Source organism: Nonomuraea sp. KM88, from assembly GCF_052245635.1.
In the GTDB taxonomy this organism is placed as follows: Bacteria; Actinomycetota; Actinomycetes; order Streptosporangiales; family Streptosporangiaceae; genus Nonomuraea.
In genome coordinates this window covers 321,708-335,566 of sequence record NZ_JBQQCC010000006.1, presented here as the reverse complement: position 1 = coordinate 335,566, position 13,859 = coordinate 321,708, and the positions used below count along the sequence as shown (strand labels likewise).

Here is a 13,859-nt window from a genome sequence, read left to right as displayed (position 1 = left end):
GCCCGGCGGCCACGGCATGCTGCCCTCGACCTGTCCTTTCGAGCCGGGTCCAGGAAGCAAGGAGCAATCGTCATGATCCCCCTGCTCAGCGTCGTCGTCCCGTTTCACGACGTGGAGGCGTACATCACCGAGTGCCTGAAGTCGCTGGCCGCCCAGACACTGGAAGACTTCGAAGTGATCCTCGTCGACGACGGTTCCGAGGACGGCAGCCGGCGCGTGGCCGAGGACTTCGCCGCCCGCGACGAACGTTTCGTCATCGTCACCCAGCGGAACCAGGGCCCGGGGCCCGCGCGGAACGAGGGCATCCGGCACGCCCGCGGCACCTATCTCGCCTTCGCCGACAGTGACGACGTCGTGCCGCCGCACGCGTACGAGCTGCTCGTCGGCAGCCTGGCCGAGACCGGGTCCGACCTCGCGTGCGGCGCGGTGGGACGGCTCGTGGACGGCCGGCTGGAGGAGTCGACGCTGCACGAGAAGGTGTTCAGGCGACCGCAGCTGTGCACCCACATCACCGACAAGCCGGTGCTCGTCAGGGACCGCACGGTGTGGAACAAGGTCTACCGGCGCGCCTTCTGGGAGCGCTGCGGCCTGGCGTTCTCCGCCGGCATCTACGAGGACGTGCCGGTCGCCATGCAGGCGCACGTCCTGGCCACCAGCGTGGACATGGTGGGCGACGTGGTCTACCACTGGCGCAGGCGCGAGACGGGGGCGACGTCGATCACGCAGCGCAGGACCGAGCCGGACAACCTGTACGAGCGCCTCGCGGCCATCCGCGCGGTCCGCGCCTTCCTCGAGGAGCGTGCGCCGGAACTGCTCGACGGCTTCGACGCGCTGGTGCTGGAGAAGGACATCCTGTTCCTCTTCCAGGCGCTGGAGAACTGCGACGAGTGCGGTCCGGTGGTGGAGCTGGCCCACGCGTGGCTGGCCGAGCTGAGCGTGCGGGCACTGGCCACCGCGCCCTCGCTGCGCCGCCTGGAGCTGCACCTGGTCAAGCGCGGCCTGGTGGCGGAACTGCGCAAGGTGCGCGCGTTCCGGAGGGCCCGCGAGGGCAGCACCCGCATCGTGCCGCGCGGCCTGCGCGTCACCAACTGGTACGGCGACTACCCCTTCTTCCGCAACCGCCGGCTCCGGATCCCCGACGAGGTCTTCGACGCCCGGGACGAGCTCAAACTGGTCGCCAGGGTCGACGCGTGCGAGTGGACCGGCACGGAGTACCGGCTGCGGGGGCACGTGTCGTTCCACCGCGTCGACAGGAAGCTGTCCAGGGTCAGCATGTGGCTCGGCGACGGGCGCCGCCGCGTGCCCTTGGAGGTGCGGCGCTCGGGCCGCCACGGCGTGGTCGCCGCCATCGACCCCCGCCGGCTCGGCGGCGGCGGGAAGAACTGGAAGCTCGAGGTGCGCGCCGAACTGCGCGGTCTGGTCATGACCGGCTTGTGCAGGGACGGCGACACCGGGCCCACGTGGCGGTTTTCCGTGCCGGGACGGTCAAGAACAGGCATGGAAACCACCCAGTAGTTCCAGAGAGTAATCGATCCGGCGCGTTGCGTGGCCATGCTGGAGTCCATGAGGACCTATTCGCTCGATGACGTCCACGAGACACGCAAGCGGAGAGATTCCTGGTGGACCGTGTACTTCGTGGACCCGGCCGCCTGCCGGGTCGCGCTGGCCGTCGCCAACCGCACCCAGCTGACGCCCAACGCGCTCACCGTGTTCTCCCTGGTCCTCGGCGCGGTGTCGGCCGTCTGTTTCGCGATGAACCAGCTCGCGGCGGGCGCTCTCGCGTTCTATCTGAGCTTCATGATCGACTGCGTGGACGGCAAGGTCGCCCGGCTCAAGGGCACCGGCACGCCCTTCGGGCTCTGGCTCGACTACGTGGGTGACCGCGTCCGGGTGGTCCTGTGCGCCGGAGGGCTGGCGTACGGGCAGTACGCGCTGACGGGCGAGGTGCACTTCATCGTCCTGGGCGCGGCGGTGGCCGTGCTCGACCTGTTCAGGTACGTCAACGCGCCGCAGATGAAGCGGGTGCGCGAGGCGGTCAAGGAGGGGCGGCAGGAGCCCGGCGACGAGCATGAGCCCTTCGACCAGGATCCTTTCGACCAGGAGCTGCAGGAGCCGCAGGATCGGGTGGCGCTGGGGCGGGGGCCCCGGCGGCGCAGCTTTCCGCGACGGCTCAACAGGTTCCTGGCCCGCCACAGGGTGCGCTCGCACCTGATCAGCGGCATCGAGTTCCATGCGGCGGTGTTCGTGGTCGCGCCTCTTGCGGGGGCATGGGCGCTGATCCCGCTCGCCGCGATGTCGGGGGTTCTGCTGCTGGCCAACGAGGTCTTCCTCGTCTACCGGCTGTGGCTCTTCACGCGCAGGCACGGCGCGGCCTCCTCTCAGGAGAGCCGAGAGCACGTTCTCGTCTAAGTTTTCGGGGGTTACAACGCAATGTCCGACCGGCCAGTCTTCGTCATCGGATGCCCGCGGTCTGGCACCACGATGCTCCAGCTCATGCTCCACTCGCACCCGCGCATGGCGGTGCCTCCGGAGACGCGCTTCCTCGTTCCCGCCTACCACCGCCGGCGCACCTGGGGCGACCTGCGGGTCACCCAGCGCCGGCGCGCCTTCGCCCAGTGGATCGCGACCGAACGCAGCACCAAGTTCCGCGAGCTCAAGATCGACAAGGACGAGTTCGTCCGGCAGTGCGTGGAGGGCCCGGGCTCGCTCGGATCGGTGATCGGCACGGCCTTCCGCATGTACGCCGACCGCTTCGACAAGCCCCGCTGGGGCGACAAGCGACCGAGCTACGTCAAGCAGGTCGACATGCTGCTGCGGCTCTTCCCCGACGCCCAGTTCATCCACCTGATCAGGGACGGCCGCGACTGCGTGTCCTCGCTGAAGGAGATGCCCTGGTACAACCTGGACTCCTTCCACGCCGTGTCCACCTGGGCCGAGGCCATCGACGCGGGCGGCCGGCTGCGCCGGACCCTGCCCGAGGACACGTACTACGAGCTGCGCTACGAGGACCTCACGGACGACCCGGCGACCGAGCTGAAGAAGCTCTGCCACTTCCTGGAGGAGGACTTCGCCCCGTCGATGGTCTCCCCGCGCGAGGCGGCCCAGGTGGCGGTGCCGCAGCACAAGGTCTGGCACAGCAACACGCACAGCGACGTCCTGCGCAGCCGCGTGGGCAGCTGGGCGAACCGGCTGGAGGACTGGGAGATCTCGTTGTGCGAGCACATGCTCGGCGACCGCCTGGAGTCCATGGGGTACGAGCTCACCGGCGCGCCCAAGCCCACCAAGGAGCACGTGGTCGCCTGCCAGAAGACGATGCAGAAGCGTAAGGCCAGCCGCATGCGCAAGGCCATGCGAGACCGGCTGAACCGGCTGCGCGAGCCGAGCCCGGTGGCCGCGATGCTCACCTCGGGCCAGTGCTCGCTCGCGGGCGTGCCGCAACAGCGCCCGGAGCTGGCCGAACCGGCGGTGTAGCCGCCTCAGCGGTCGATGTGGGCGAACATCGACTCCCAGCGGTCCAGCACGGGGTCGAGGCGGAAGGCCTCGGCCCGTGCGCGGGCGGCGGCGCCCGCGCGGCGCCGCTCCTCCGTGGAACGGACGAGCCGGCCCAGCGCCGAGGCGAAGGCGGTGACGTCGCGGGGCGGCACCGCCACCGGCCCGGCCGAGCGCACGCCCCCCGAGACGTCGAACGCCACCGCGGGCACCCCGTGCGCCGCCGACTCCAGCAGCACGACGGGCAGTCCCTCGTGCTCGCTGGTCAGGCCGAGAACCGAGGCCGCGAGATATTCGCCGGGCATGCGCGCGGCGGGCACCCGCCCGCGGAAGACCACCCGGTCACCGACGCCCTCCCCGGCCGCGCGCTCGCGCAGCCGCGCCAGCTCGCCGCCGTCGCCGATCAGGTGCAGCTCCCACGACGGCGGCGCGCCCGACCGGGCGAACGCGGTGATCAGCCGGTCGAACCGTTTGACCCCCTCCAGCCTGCCCACGCCGAGCACCCGCGGCGAGTCGAGCGCGGACGTCTCCTCCGGCCAGGCCGCCAGGGGGTTCGGCAGGCTCCACGTGTTGGGCAGCAGCGCGTGCTCCGAGAACCGCCACGCGTCGTCCTCGCTGAGGAACACCGCCTGGTCGAGCCGGGGGTAGTGCCTCCTGATCGAGGCCAGGTGCCAGCAGCCGCGGGCGTGGTCGTAGGAGCCGTGGTACTGCCCGATGGGCCGGAACGCCGGCGGCAGCAGCCCCGCGATCCTGGCCACCGCCGAGGGCGAGGTCATCACCGCGTACCCCGGCCGGATCGTTTCGAGCAGTTCCTTCAGCTTCCTGTCGACCCGCCTGCGGGCCAGGCGTCCGGCCGTGTCCACGGGCCGGCGGCTGATCACGTGGTGGTGGTAGAGCGGCCGGTGCACATACCGGAAGGGGGCGGCGGGGCGGTGCAGGCCGATCACGTGCACCTCGTGGCCCCGGCCGGCCAGCCCCTGCGCGAGGGTGTGCGTCACCTGCTGGACGCCGCCGAGGGAGTCGGCGTCGAGGCAGGCGAAGACGACGCTCAATGGGCGCCCTCGAAGAAGTCGGCCACGATCCTGGCGGCGGCGTCGCCGTGCTCGTCGGCGCACCAGAGCTCGCGGAAGGCGGCGTACCGCTCGGCGCAGGCCGCGTGCCGGGCGGGCAGGTCTTTGATCGCGGCCACGAGGTCCTCGGTGGTCGTCACGCACGGTCCCGGCGCGATGGCCGGGAGGTCGTGGTAGACGCCGCGCTCCGAAAGCCGGTAGTCGTCCCAGTCGTCGATGAAGAACACCATCGGCTTGCCCGTGAGCGCGTAGTCGCACATCACCGAGGAGTAGTCCGTCAGCAGCGCGTCCGAGGCGGGCATCAGGTCGTTGATCTCCGGGTAGGACCCGGCGGTGCGGACGAAGTGCAGCAGGTGCTCGGGCACGCGATATCGCTCGACCGGATGGGTGCGCAGGACGACGACCCACTCGCCGGCCAGCTCGTCGGCCATGAGTTCCAGGTCCACGCGCACCGACCGGCCGCTGCCCTTGGCCCGGTCCCGGTAGGTGGGCGCGTACAGCAGGATCTTCCTGCCGGGCGGGATCTCCAGCCGCTCCCGCACGTCGCGCGCGCCCTCCCCGCGTACGAGGGCGTCGCAGCGGGGGGTCCCGCAGCGGTAGACCTTGCCCGTGTAGCCGTTGGACGGCAGGAACACCCGCGAGAACTCCGCGCTCGGCGACACCAGCGCGTCCCACCGGGCGACCGCGGCCCGCCACCGTGCCCGCGGCCGGTCGAAGTCACCGCGCAGGTCGGGCGCGTCGAAGCCGATCGACTTGATCCCCTGCCCGTGCCAGGTCTGCAGGTAGCGGGTGCCGCGCGGCTTCGGGTAGTCGAGCGGGAACCCGTGGCTGTCCACCCAGATCCCCGCGCGCGCCATCGTCCAGACGTAACGCCAGCTGCCCCTGCGCACCCGCCGCACGCCTTGGGGAAACCCGCCGCGCCCCTTCGCCGCCGACCAGACCACCTCGATCGGCAGCCCGCGCCGCCGCACCTCCTCGTGCAGGGCCCGCGGGCTGCCGCTGTAGCCCTTCCCGACGTCCGACTCGAACAGCGCGAGGTCCCCGCGCCTCGGCAACACGCGGATCAGCACCTTGTACGCCCGCAGCTTGTTCCGCGGCGTGCTGTACCGCCTGAGCAGGCGCCGCTTGACCCGCTCCCACACGGGCCGCGGCCCGGCCACGGGACGCACGCACAGGTACGCGGCGCGGCCCTCCGCCTTCACCGTGCGGCCGGGCAGCTCGATGGGCTCGGTGCGCGGGTCGACGATGATCCGGTCGGTCGTGGTGTGCCCGTCGGAGGTCCTGGTGAAGCCGATGCGCGGATCGCACTTGCCGGTGGGCGTGAAGACGACCTCGCTGACGTACCCGCCGTCGCCGGACGGCCGCGGCGTGATGGGGACGCGTTTCCCGCCGAGCTGCAGGAACGCCTTCCACTCCAGCGGCAGCTTGCCGAACGGGTCGTAGCTGCGCACGGTCATCCGTACGCGCTCGCCGTCCGAGGACAGGGCGGTCGCCTCGTGCCGCAGCCTGGACGCCGAGTAGGGCAGCTCCGCCAGGCGCAGCCGGGTGATGTCCATGCCGGGCGAGACCGTGGTGCCCCAGTACGTCCGCCCGTCGTGCTGGACGGCGGCCCTGGGGGCGGCTCTCGGCCCGGTGAGCGAGCCCGCCGCGATCCGCAGGTCCTCGATCCGGTCGTCCAGGATGAGCCGGCAGCAGACCCGGTCGAGGGGCGCCATCTCGTCCAGCGCGTCCCCGGGGATCTCCTCCAGGTACGGCCGCACGATGGAGGCGAACTCCTTGATCCATACCAGGTCGCGGGACGGCAGCGGGTTGAGGTAGACGCGCAGGTCCTGGCGGAGGAAGCGGCGCTGGCGGTGCGGCACCAGGTCGCCGGCCCCGTGCCGGCGCAGGGCGTCGTCGCTCATCCGGGCGGCCGTGACCCGCTGGCGCACGTTGTCCAGGTCGTCGATGCTCAGCGAGATCGACTCGTTCGTCGGCGCCCTGTGCCAGTGGTAGACCGTCCACGGCACGACGGCGAACCTGCGTGACAGCGCGTACAACTCGGCGGCGAAGACGTGGTCCTCGTAGTGGATGTCCTCGGGGAAACGCAGCCGGGCGGCGCGCAGCCGGCTCAGGTCGTAGATCTTGTTGGTGGTGAAGCTGTCGAGGAACAACGCGGGCTCCTCGCGGATGCCCTCGACCTCCCGCCGCCGGGCGAACAACCACGGGTAGTACGGCTGCAGGCGTCCGGTCCGCTCGTACAGACGCGAGATCTGCCCCGACACGAAGTCGGCGCCGGTGCGCTCGATCTCGGTGAGCAGGCTCTTGCACGCGTGCCGGGGCAGCTCGTCGTCGCTGTCGAGGAACATGACGTACGGCGCGGTCGCCGCGTCGATGCCGTCGTTGCGCGGGGCCCCGCACCCGCCGCTGTTGTGCCGCCTGCGCAGGTAGCGGACCCGGGGGTCGCCGGCCACGAGCCGTGCCGCCACCTCCGGCGTGCCGTCCGTGCTGGCGTCGTCGGAGATGATCACCTCCAGGTCGCGCAGCGACTGTCCGAGCACGGAGCGTACGGCCCTGGGCAGGCGGGCCGCGTCGTTGTACGTGATGACGACGACGGTGCAGTCCGGCATGCCGAGTCCCCCCAGTAGTCCTCTGCGGGGATGGCTGCCCCTGCCGGAGGGGAAGCGTCAGGAGTTGATCAAATATTTGCCCAAAAATCAGCGCATAAGCCGACGAATCACCCAGAGTATGACCAGCAGCGCCGCGACCGCGCCCGCGATCGGCGCCAGCCGCTTGAGCAGCGGTTGCCCGGCGATCTCCAGCAGGTCGAGCGCCTCCTCGTCGGCCGTGCGCGACGTGCGCAACGTGCCAACGGGCCGCACCTCCTGCCGGATCTCCTCGGGTTCACCGGGCTCCGGCACCGCCGCGACAGGCCGATCCTCCTCCTGCGGAGGGGCGGGCTCGACGGTCGACTCGGACAGCAGCGCGGCCAGGTTCTCGGCGAACCTGTCGATGAGCTTGGCGCCGACCTCGGCCATCACGCCCCGCCCGAACTGGGCCGGCCGGCCGGTCACGTTGAACGTCGTCTCCACGGCCACCGCCGTGGCCCCTTCGCGCGGCGTCATCCGCGCCTTGACCGTGGCGGAGGCCGTGCCCGGCCCTCTCGACTCCTTGCCCGACGCCTTGAGCGTCAGCGTGTGGGAGTCTTTGTCCACTTCCTCGAACGCGGCCGAGCCCTTGTACGTCACCGTGATCGGGCCGACCTTGACCTTCATCCTGCCGGTGAACTCGTCGCCCTCGAAGACGTCCAGGCTCGCCCCCGGCAGGCACGGAGCGACCCGCTCGACGTCGAGCAGCACCGCCCAGGCCTGCTCGACCGGAACAGGAACTGTGAACTCGTGTTCGAAACGCATCGCCATCGACCGCTCCTTCTCCGTTGCGACACTACGCCGGGGTGGGGGCACCCCGGAAGGGATGCCCCCTTGAGATCAGGGCGATCCGGCCGCCGCGCGTACCGCCCGATGGGTCAGCACCCTGGCCAGGTGCCGCCGGTAGTCGGGCTGCGCGTGCAGGTCGGCCGGCGGAGAGGTGTCGGCGGCCGCCTCCTCGCACGCCAGGCGCACCTGGTCACCGAGCTCCACGCCCCGCAGGGCCGACTCGGTGGCTCGGGCGCGCAGCGGCTTCTCTCCCATGTTCGTCAGCCCGATCCTGGCCTCGGTGATCGCGCCGTTGGAACGCTTGACCGCCGCCGCCACCCCGACGATCGCCCACGACTGCGCGGTCCTGTGGAACTTCTCGTAGTGGAAACCCCAGCCCGCGCCCAGCTTCGGGATCTTCACCCCGGTCAGGATCTCGCCCGGCTCCAGCGCCGACTCCAGGTAGTCGACGAAGAAGCCGGCGGCGGGGATCTCCCGCTCACCCTCCGCCGACCTGGCCACGAGCACGCCGTCCAGCGCCAGCACCACGGCCGGCAGGTCGCCCGCCGGGTCGGCGTGCGCCAGCGAGCCGCCGAACGTGCCCCGGTGCCGGATCGCCCGGTCGGCCACCATGGCCGTGGCCAGCGCCACCAGCGGGCAGCCCGCGGTGACCACGTCGGAGCGCACGACCTCGTCGTGCGTGGTCATCGCGCCGATGAAGACGTGGTCGCCGCGGTCGTGCACGCCCTTCAGATCCGGCAGCCGGCCGACGTCCACCAGCGTCGACGGGTACGCCAGCCGCATCCGCAGCAGCGGCAGCAGCGACTGGCCGCCCGCCAGCACCTTGGCTTCCTCGTCGGAGGCGAGCGCCTGGCAGGCCTCCTCCAGCGAGGCGGGCCGGGCGTAGTCGAACTGCGCGGGGATCATGGCCGTGCTCCTTCCTGCGCGCCGTCGTTGAGGACCCGCCAGATGCGTTCCGGCGTGCACGGCATCCGTACGTCGTGCACGCCGCGCGGGCGCAGGGCGTCCACGACGGCGTTCACCACGGCCGGGGTCGAGGCGATCGTGCCCGCCTCGCCGACGCCCTTGACGCCCAGCGGGTTGCTGGTCGCCGGCGTCTCTGTGCGGTCGAGGGTGAAGCCCGGCAGGTCCGCCGCCGACGGGAGCAGATAGTCGGCCATCGTGGTGGTCAGCAGGTTGCCGTCGGCGTCGTAGACGGCCTCCTCGAACAGCGCCTGCGCGATGCCCTGCGCGATGCCGCCGTGCACCTGGCCCTCCACGATCAGCGGGTTGACGACCTTGCCGACGTCGTCGACCGCCACGTACGAGCGGATCTTCACCATGCCCGTCTCCGTGTCCACCTCCACCGCGCACAGGTGGGTGCCGTGCGGGAAGGAGTAGTTCTCCGGATCGAACGTGGCCTCGGAGTCGAGCCGCGCCTCCACCCCGTCGGGCAGGTCGTGCGCCGTGAACGCGGCCAGGGCCAGCTCCTGGATCGTCCGCTGAGACTCGGTGCCCCGCACCTTGAACGCCCCGGCCTCGAACTCCAGGTCGTCCGGCGAGCACTCCAGCACGTGCGCGGCCAGCTTGCGGGCCTTGTCCTTGACCTTGTCGCACGCCTTCAGCACCGCGACGCCGCCGATGACCAGCGAGCGGGAGCCGTAGGTGTCCATGCCCTTGTGGGCGATCGCCGTGTCGCCGTGCAACACCGTGACGTCCTCGAACGGCACGCCGAGCGCGTCGGCCGCGATCTGGCTCCACGACGTCACGTGGCCCTGCCCGTGCGGCGAGGTGCCGGTGATGACCTCGACCTTGCCCGTGGGCAGCATGCGCACCGCGCCGTGCTCCCAGCCGCCCGCGCCGTAGTTGGCCTCGCCGAGCATCCTCGACGGCGCCAGTCCGCACATCTCGGTGTACGTGCTGACGCCGATGCCGAGCTGCACCGGGTCGCCCCTGTCACGCCGGTCGGACTGCTCGGCCCGCAGCTTGTCGTAGCCGAACAACGCCAGCGCCCTGTCCGTGGCCGCCTCGTAGTTGCCCGAGTCGTACGTCAGGCCCGAGATCGTCGTGTACGGGAACTCCTCGTGCCTGATCCAGTTGCGCCTGCGCACCTCCACCGGGTCCATGCGCAGCTCGGCGGCGAGCTCGTCCATCATCCGCTCGATGGCGAACGTGGCCTCCGGGCGGCCCGCGCCTCGGTACGCGTCGGTGGGCATCTTGGTGGTGAACACGCCCGTGCAGGCGAACTCGTACGCGTCCATCTTGTAGATCGCGTTGAACATCGACGCGCCCAGCATCGGGATGCCCGGCGTCACCAGCATCAGGTAGGCGCCCATGTCGGCCAGCAGGTCGACCTGCAGCCCTCTGATGCGCCCGTCTGCGTCGGCGGCCAGCCTGATGTGCTGGATCTGGTCGCGGCCGTGGTGCACGGTCAGGTTGCCCTCGGAGCGGGACTCGGTCCACTTGACCGGCTTGCCGAGCTTGCGCGTGAGCAGCAGGCCCAGCACCTCCTCCGCGGTGACCTGCAACTTCGAGCCGAACCCGCCGCCCACGTCGGGCGCGATCACGCGGATCCGGTGCTCGGGGACGCCGGTCACCATGGCCAGCATGACCCGGAGGACGTGCGGGATCTGCGTGGACGTCCAGAGCGTGAACGACTCGCCGTCGGTGTCGGCCAGCACCGCCCGCGGCTCCATCGCGCTCGGGATGAGCCGCTGCTGCACGTACGTGCGGTCGATGACGACGGGAGCGCCCTCGAACGCGGCGTCGAGGTCGCCCGACGTGATCTTCGCGCTGAACGCCTTGTTGCCCGCCTCGTGCACCTTCGGGCTGCCGTCGGCGAGGGCTTCGTTCATGTCGAGCACGGCAGGCAGCGGCTCGTAGTCGACCTCGATGGCGTCGAGCGCGTCGGCGGCGCGGTAGCGGTCGGTCGCGACCACGCAGGCCACGGCCTCGCCGACGTAGCGCACCTCGGACACGGCCATCGGCGGGTGGTCGGGGATGACGATGTCGTCGCTCACCGGCCAGGCGCACGGCAGGCTGCCCTGCTCGGCGGCGAAATCCTCCCCGCTGTACGCCGCCACGACCCCCGGCAGGTCACGCGCCCCCGATACGTCGACCCTGGTGATCCTGGCGTGCGCCATCGGGCTGCGCAGGTACATCACGTGCAGCATGCCGGGGCGCGAGAGGTTGTCCGTCCACTGCGTCCGCCCCGTGAGCAGCCTCGTGTCCTCTTTGCGCCGCCGCGGCCTGCCCACCTCGGAGCGGTCGGTCGGCTCGTTGAGCTGGTCGCTCCGGGCGATCTGCTCGGCGACCAGGCCGGCGTCCATCTCCGTCATTGCGAACTCACCGCCTGCCCCATCTCCTGCGCGCCCCTCCGTACGGCGCGGACGATGTTGCAGTAGCCGGTGCAGCGGCACAGGTTGCCCTCGAGGCCCTCCCTGATCGTCTCCTCCGACGGGTCGGGATCGTCTCTGAGCAGGTCGATCGAGGCCATGACCATGCCGGGCGTGCAGTATCCGCACTGCAGCGCGTGCTCTTCGTGGAAAGCCCGCTGCATCGGGTGCATCGACCCGTCGGCGCCGAGGCCCTCGATGGTGACGACGTCGCCGCCGTCGGCCTGGACGGCCAGCACCGAGCAGCTCTTCACGCTCTTGCCGTCGAGCATGACCGTGCAGGCGCCGCAGTTGCTCGTGTCGCAGCCGACCGGTGTGCCGGTTTTGCCGAGCCGGTCTCTCAGCAGGTGGACGAGCAGGAGCCGCGGTTCGACGTCCTCCTCGTAGGTGATCCCGTCGACGGTGACGGTGATTCGGGGCATACGTCCTCCCTCAGGAGCAGGGGGAAAGGCGGACACTCCGAACGTACGCCGGTGTTATTCCGGGTCAAGGTCTACTTGCCGCGCAGCCCTTTGGCGATGATCGCCACCAGCCCCGCGAACGCCAATCCCAGCACCATCACACCCCAGAGAACCAGCCAATCCGTGATCGCCCTTGTCACCACCAAAATACCCAAAACGACAAAAAGCACGCCGCTGAGCAGGGCCATCCAGTCCGTCCTGTGCACGCGGCGCGGCCGCTCGACGTCACGCGCCACGTCGCACCTCGATGTCGCCGACGCCGCTGCGCAGATCGAGCACGAGGGTGGCGGGCTCGCCGTCCGGTTTCACCTCGGGTTGCAGCACTTCGTTCACCCGCACATCCACTCCGCCCTGGACCGACTGGTCCAGCGTGATGTCGCCGACCTTGTTGGAGGCACGCACCTCCACTCTCGCCGTCGGTGGCACGATCACCACCAGCTCGCCCGCCTTGACCGAGGCGGTGAACGTCGTCGTCGACCCCGGCGCCAGCTCCAGCTCCGACAGGTCGAGCCTGCCGTCGCCGAGCCCGGCGTCATAGTGCCGGCTCGCCTCCGCGACGCTGGCCGGGGTCCATTCCGACGATCCGACATTGCTCGGCACACCGCCCAGCATCAGCCCCGTGCCCACGAGCAGCGCGACGAACGTACCAGCGGCGACCAGCCCGGCGCCCCGCCCCCACCAGGCGGCGATCAGCAGCCCGGCGCCGATGGTGATGAGCATGGCGCCGCCGACGATGGTCGGGCTCACGCCAGTGACCGTCCTGGCCTGGGCCGCCATGACGATTCCTCCAATGATGAAAGCCAGCAACAGGGTGAAGACGCCGATGAACGACTTCGGGCGGCGTGCCGGCCTGGGCCGTTCCGCGGGGGCCGGGCGGGCGTACAGAGCCGGATCGTACGGCGAGTAGCCGCCGGCTCTCCTGGCCGGATCGAGCGGCTGGTAGGGGCCGTTGGGGGCGAACGGGTCGCCGTAGGCGGCCGTTCGCGGCTGCCGCCGCCCGTGGGCGGGCGGCTGGTACGGGGGCACGGCGTGCTCCGCCGTCACCGCGTCGCCGAGGGCCGCATCCGGCTCGACGGCGTCGTGCCCCCGGGCAGGTCCGGCGGGCGGCGGTTCCTGAGCGTTCTCGCTCACCAGCCCGGTGAACTCCCGGGTCGGCTCGTGGGCCGGTCGGCGGGTCGTCTCCTGCGCCGGTTCCTGGACCGGATGGCGGGTCGTCTCGTGTACCGGTTCCTGGACCGGCCGGTGGCCTGTCTCCTGCGCCGGCTCGGCGTACGGCCGCCGGATCGAATGACCGGCGGCCTCCTGCGCCTGGCCGGGCGCCTCCTGAGCCTGGCCGCCGGCCGCCCGCTGGGTCTGGTCGGCCGCCTCTTCCCGGGACGATGCCGGCGACGACGTCCGCGCGGGCTCGCCCAGGCCGGTGGCCGCGGACTGCGGGCGTACCGGAGACGTCGGCCTGGGAGGCGTGTAGGACGGCGCCGGTCGCCCGTCGCCGGTCCTGCGCCTGCTGAGCCGCTCGGGCATCGACCGGGCCAGCCCCAGCAGGTCGACCCCGCTCGCGTGCGCGGCCAGCAGCGACACGGCCAGGAACACGCCCACCACGAGCGTGCCCACGTCCAGCCACACCGTCGCCATGTTGATCCCCAGGCCGCACGCCAGCACCGCGGCCAGCAGCGCCATCACGGCGTCGGCGTCGAAGTCGCGGCGGGTCCACTGCTCGATGAGGCCGGGCTTGCCGTTCGGCTCCTTCATCAGCAGGAACGCCGCGATGTAGAGGAACAGGCCGATGCCAGAGCCGAGCATCAGCACCGCGAAGCCCACGCGGAACACCACGGGGTCGATGCCGGTGTGCCGCCCGAGGCCCGCGCAGACTCCCATGAGGAAGCGCCCCTCGCTGCTGCGTCGCAGCACACGGTGAGGAGCGGCCGGTTCCCTGGGCGGAGCTTCTGTCATGTCACCATCGTGTACCTGCGTGCGGTGTGCCCGCATCCGGGACACCCCTGACCCGACCCGGGGGTCGTTCCCTGATGCCCTTGTGCCCGGGACGTGTGA

Annotated in this window: 11 protein-coding genes; 3 read left to right on the top strand and 8 right to left on the bottom strand. The window is 71.2% G+C overall.

Annotation, left to right across the window (positions count from 1 at the left end):
• Nucleotides 1-72: 72 nt before the first annotated feature.
• From ACTWPV_RS20910 to ACTWPV_RS20900, 3 genes are read left to right on the top strand one after another with little or no spacing between them, the layout of a single operon-like run.
• Nucleotides 73-1,515, top strand: a complete 1,443-nt coding sequence (locus tag ACTWPV_RS20910) for a glycosyltransferase family 2 protein (protein ID WP_443153078.1) — start codon at nucleotides 73-75, stop codon at nucleotides 1,513-1,515.
• Between the two features lie 48 nt (nucleotides 1,516-1,563).
• Nucleotides 1,564-2,409: a CDP-alcohol phosphatidyltransferase family protein gene (locus ACTWPV_RS20905; RefSeq protein ID WP_443153077.1), complete on the top strand. Its 846-nt coding sequence runs from the start codon at nucleotides 1,564-1,566 to the stop codon at nucleotides 2,407-2,409.
• A gap of 21 nt (nucleotides 2,410-2,430) precedes the next feature.
• On the top strand, nucleotides 2,431-3,471 hold the full coding sequence (locus tag ACTWPV_RS20900) for a sulfotransferase family protein (protein ID WP_443153076.1): 1,041 nt from the start codon (nucleotides 2,431-2,433) through the stop codon (nucleotides 3,469-3,471).
• 5 nt (nucleotides 3,472-3,476) lie between these two features.
• Here ACTWPV_RS20900 and ACTWPV_RS20895 read toward each other — a convergent pair whose 3' ends face one another.
• From ACTWPV_RS20895 to ACTWPV_RS20860, 8 genes are all read right to left on the bottom strand, one after another.
• Nucleotides 3,477-4,541 carry a glycosyltransferase gene (locus tag ACTWPV_RS20895; RefSeq protein ID WP_443153075.1) on the bottom strand — a complete coding sequence of 355 codons (1,065 nt, stop codon included), beginning with the start codon at nucleotides 4,539-4,541 and terminating at the stop codon, nucleotides 3,477-3,479.
• Nucleotides 4,538-7,168: a bifunctional glycosyltransferase/CDP-glycerol:glycerophosphate glycerophosphotransferase gene (locus ACTWPV_RS20890; protein ID WP_443153074.1), complete on the bottom strand. Its 2,631-nt coding sequence runs from the start codon at nucleotides 7,166-7,168 to the stop codon at nucleotides 4,538-4,540. The genes ACTWPV_RS20895 and ACTWPV_RS20890 overlap by 4 nt, the downstream gene beginning before the upstream one ends.
• A gap of 87 nt (nucleotides 7,169-7,255) precedes the next feature.
• Nucleotides 7,256-7,957: an SRPBCC family protein gene (locus ACTWPV_RS20885; RefSeq protein WP_443153073.1), complete on the bottom strand. Its 702-nt coding sequence runs from the start codon at nucleotides 7,955-7,957 to the stop codon at nucleotides 7,256-7,258.
• A gap of 69 nt (nucleotides 7,958-8,026) precedes the next feature.
• Entirely contained in the window at nucleotides 8,027-8,881 is an 855-nt protein-coding gene (locus tag ACTWPV_RS20880; protein ID WP_347646594.1) for an FAD binding domain-containing protein, read from the bottom strand.
• Entirely contained in the window at nucleotides 8,878-11,292 is a 2,415-nt protein-coding gene (locus ACTWPV_RS20875; RefSeq protein WP_347646595.1) for a xanthine dehydrogenase family protein molybdopterin-binding subunit, read from the bottom strand. The genes ACTWPV_RS20880 and ACTWPV_RS20875 overlap by 4 nt, the downstream gene beginning before the upstream one ends.
• Complete coding sequence (locus ACTWPV_RS20870) at nucleotides 11,289-11,771, bottom strand: (2Fe-2S)-binding protein (protein ID WP_347646596.1); 483 nt, start codon at nucleotides 11,769-11,771, stop codon at nucleotides 11,289-11,291. The genes ACTWPV_RS20875 and ACTWPV_RS20870 overlap by 4 nt, the downstream gene beginning before the upstream one ends.
• A gap of 71 nt (nucleotides 11,772-11,842) precedes the next feature.
• The gene (locus ACTWPV_RS20865; RefSeq protein WP_347616678.1) at nucleotides 11,843-12,046 is read right to left on the bottom strand and encodes a hypothetical protein; all 204 of its coding nucleotides are present in this window, start codon (nucleotides 12,044-12,046) and stop codon (nucleotides 11,843-11,845) included.
• A complete protein-coding gene (locus ACTWPV_RS20860) occupies nucleotides 12,036-13,760 on the bottom strand; it encodes a PspC domain-containing protein (protein ID WP_443153072.1) in 1,725 nt (574 codons plus the stop codon). The genes ACTWPV_RS20865 and ACTWPV_RS20860 overlap by 11 nt, the downstream gene beginning before the upstream one ends.
• Nucleotides 13,761-13,859: the final 99 nt, after the last annotated feature.

Bases quoted from the DNA above. Each gene is read 5' to 3' on its own strand.
- ACTWPV_RS20910 (WP_443153078.1), top strand. From the start codon at position 73: ATGATCCCCCTGCTCAGCGTCGTCGTCCCGTTTCACGACGTGGAGGCG.
- ACTWPV_RS20905 (WP_443153077.1), top strand. From the start codon at position 1,564: ATGAGGACCTATTCGCTCGATGACGTCCACGAGACACGCAAGCGGAGA.
- ACTWPV_RS20900 (WP_443153076.1), top strand. From the start codon at position 2,431: ATGTCCGACCGGCCAGTCTTCGTCATCGGATGCCCGCGGTCTGGCACC.
- ACTWPV_RS20890 (WP_443153074.1), bottom strand. From the start codon at position 7,168: ATGCCGGACTGCACCGTCGTCGTCATCACGTACAACGACGCGGCCCGC.
- ACTWPV_RS20885 (WP_443153073.1), bottom strand. From the start codon at position 7,957: ATGGCGATGCGTTTCGAACACGAGTTCACAGTTCCTGTTCCGGTCGAG.
- ACTWPV_RS20880 (WP_347646594.1), bottom strand. From the start codon at position 8,881: ATGATCCCCGCGCAGTTCGACTACGCCCGGCCCGCCTCGCTGGAGGAG.
- ACTWPV_RS20875 (WP_347646595.1), bottom strand. From the start codon at position 11,292: ATGACGGAGATGGACGCCGGCCTGGTCGCCGAGCAGATCGCCCGGAGC.
- ACTWPV_RS20870 (WP_347646596.1), bottom strand. From the start codon at position 11,771: ATGCCCCGAATCACCGTCACCGTCGACGGGATCACCTACGAGGAGGAC.
- ACTWPV_RS20860 (WP_443153072.1), bottom strand. From the start codon at position 13,760: ATGACAGAAGCTCCGCCCAGGGAACCGGCCGCTCCTCACCGTGTGCTG.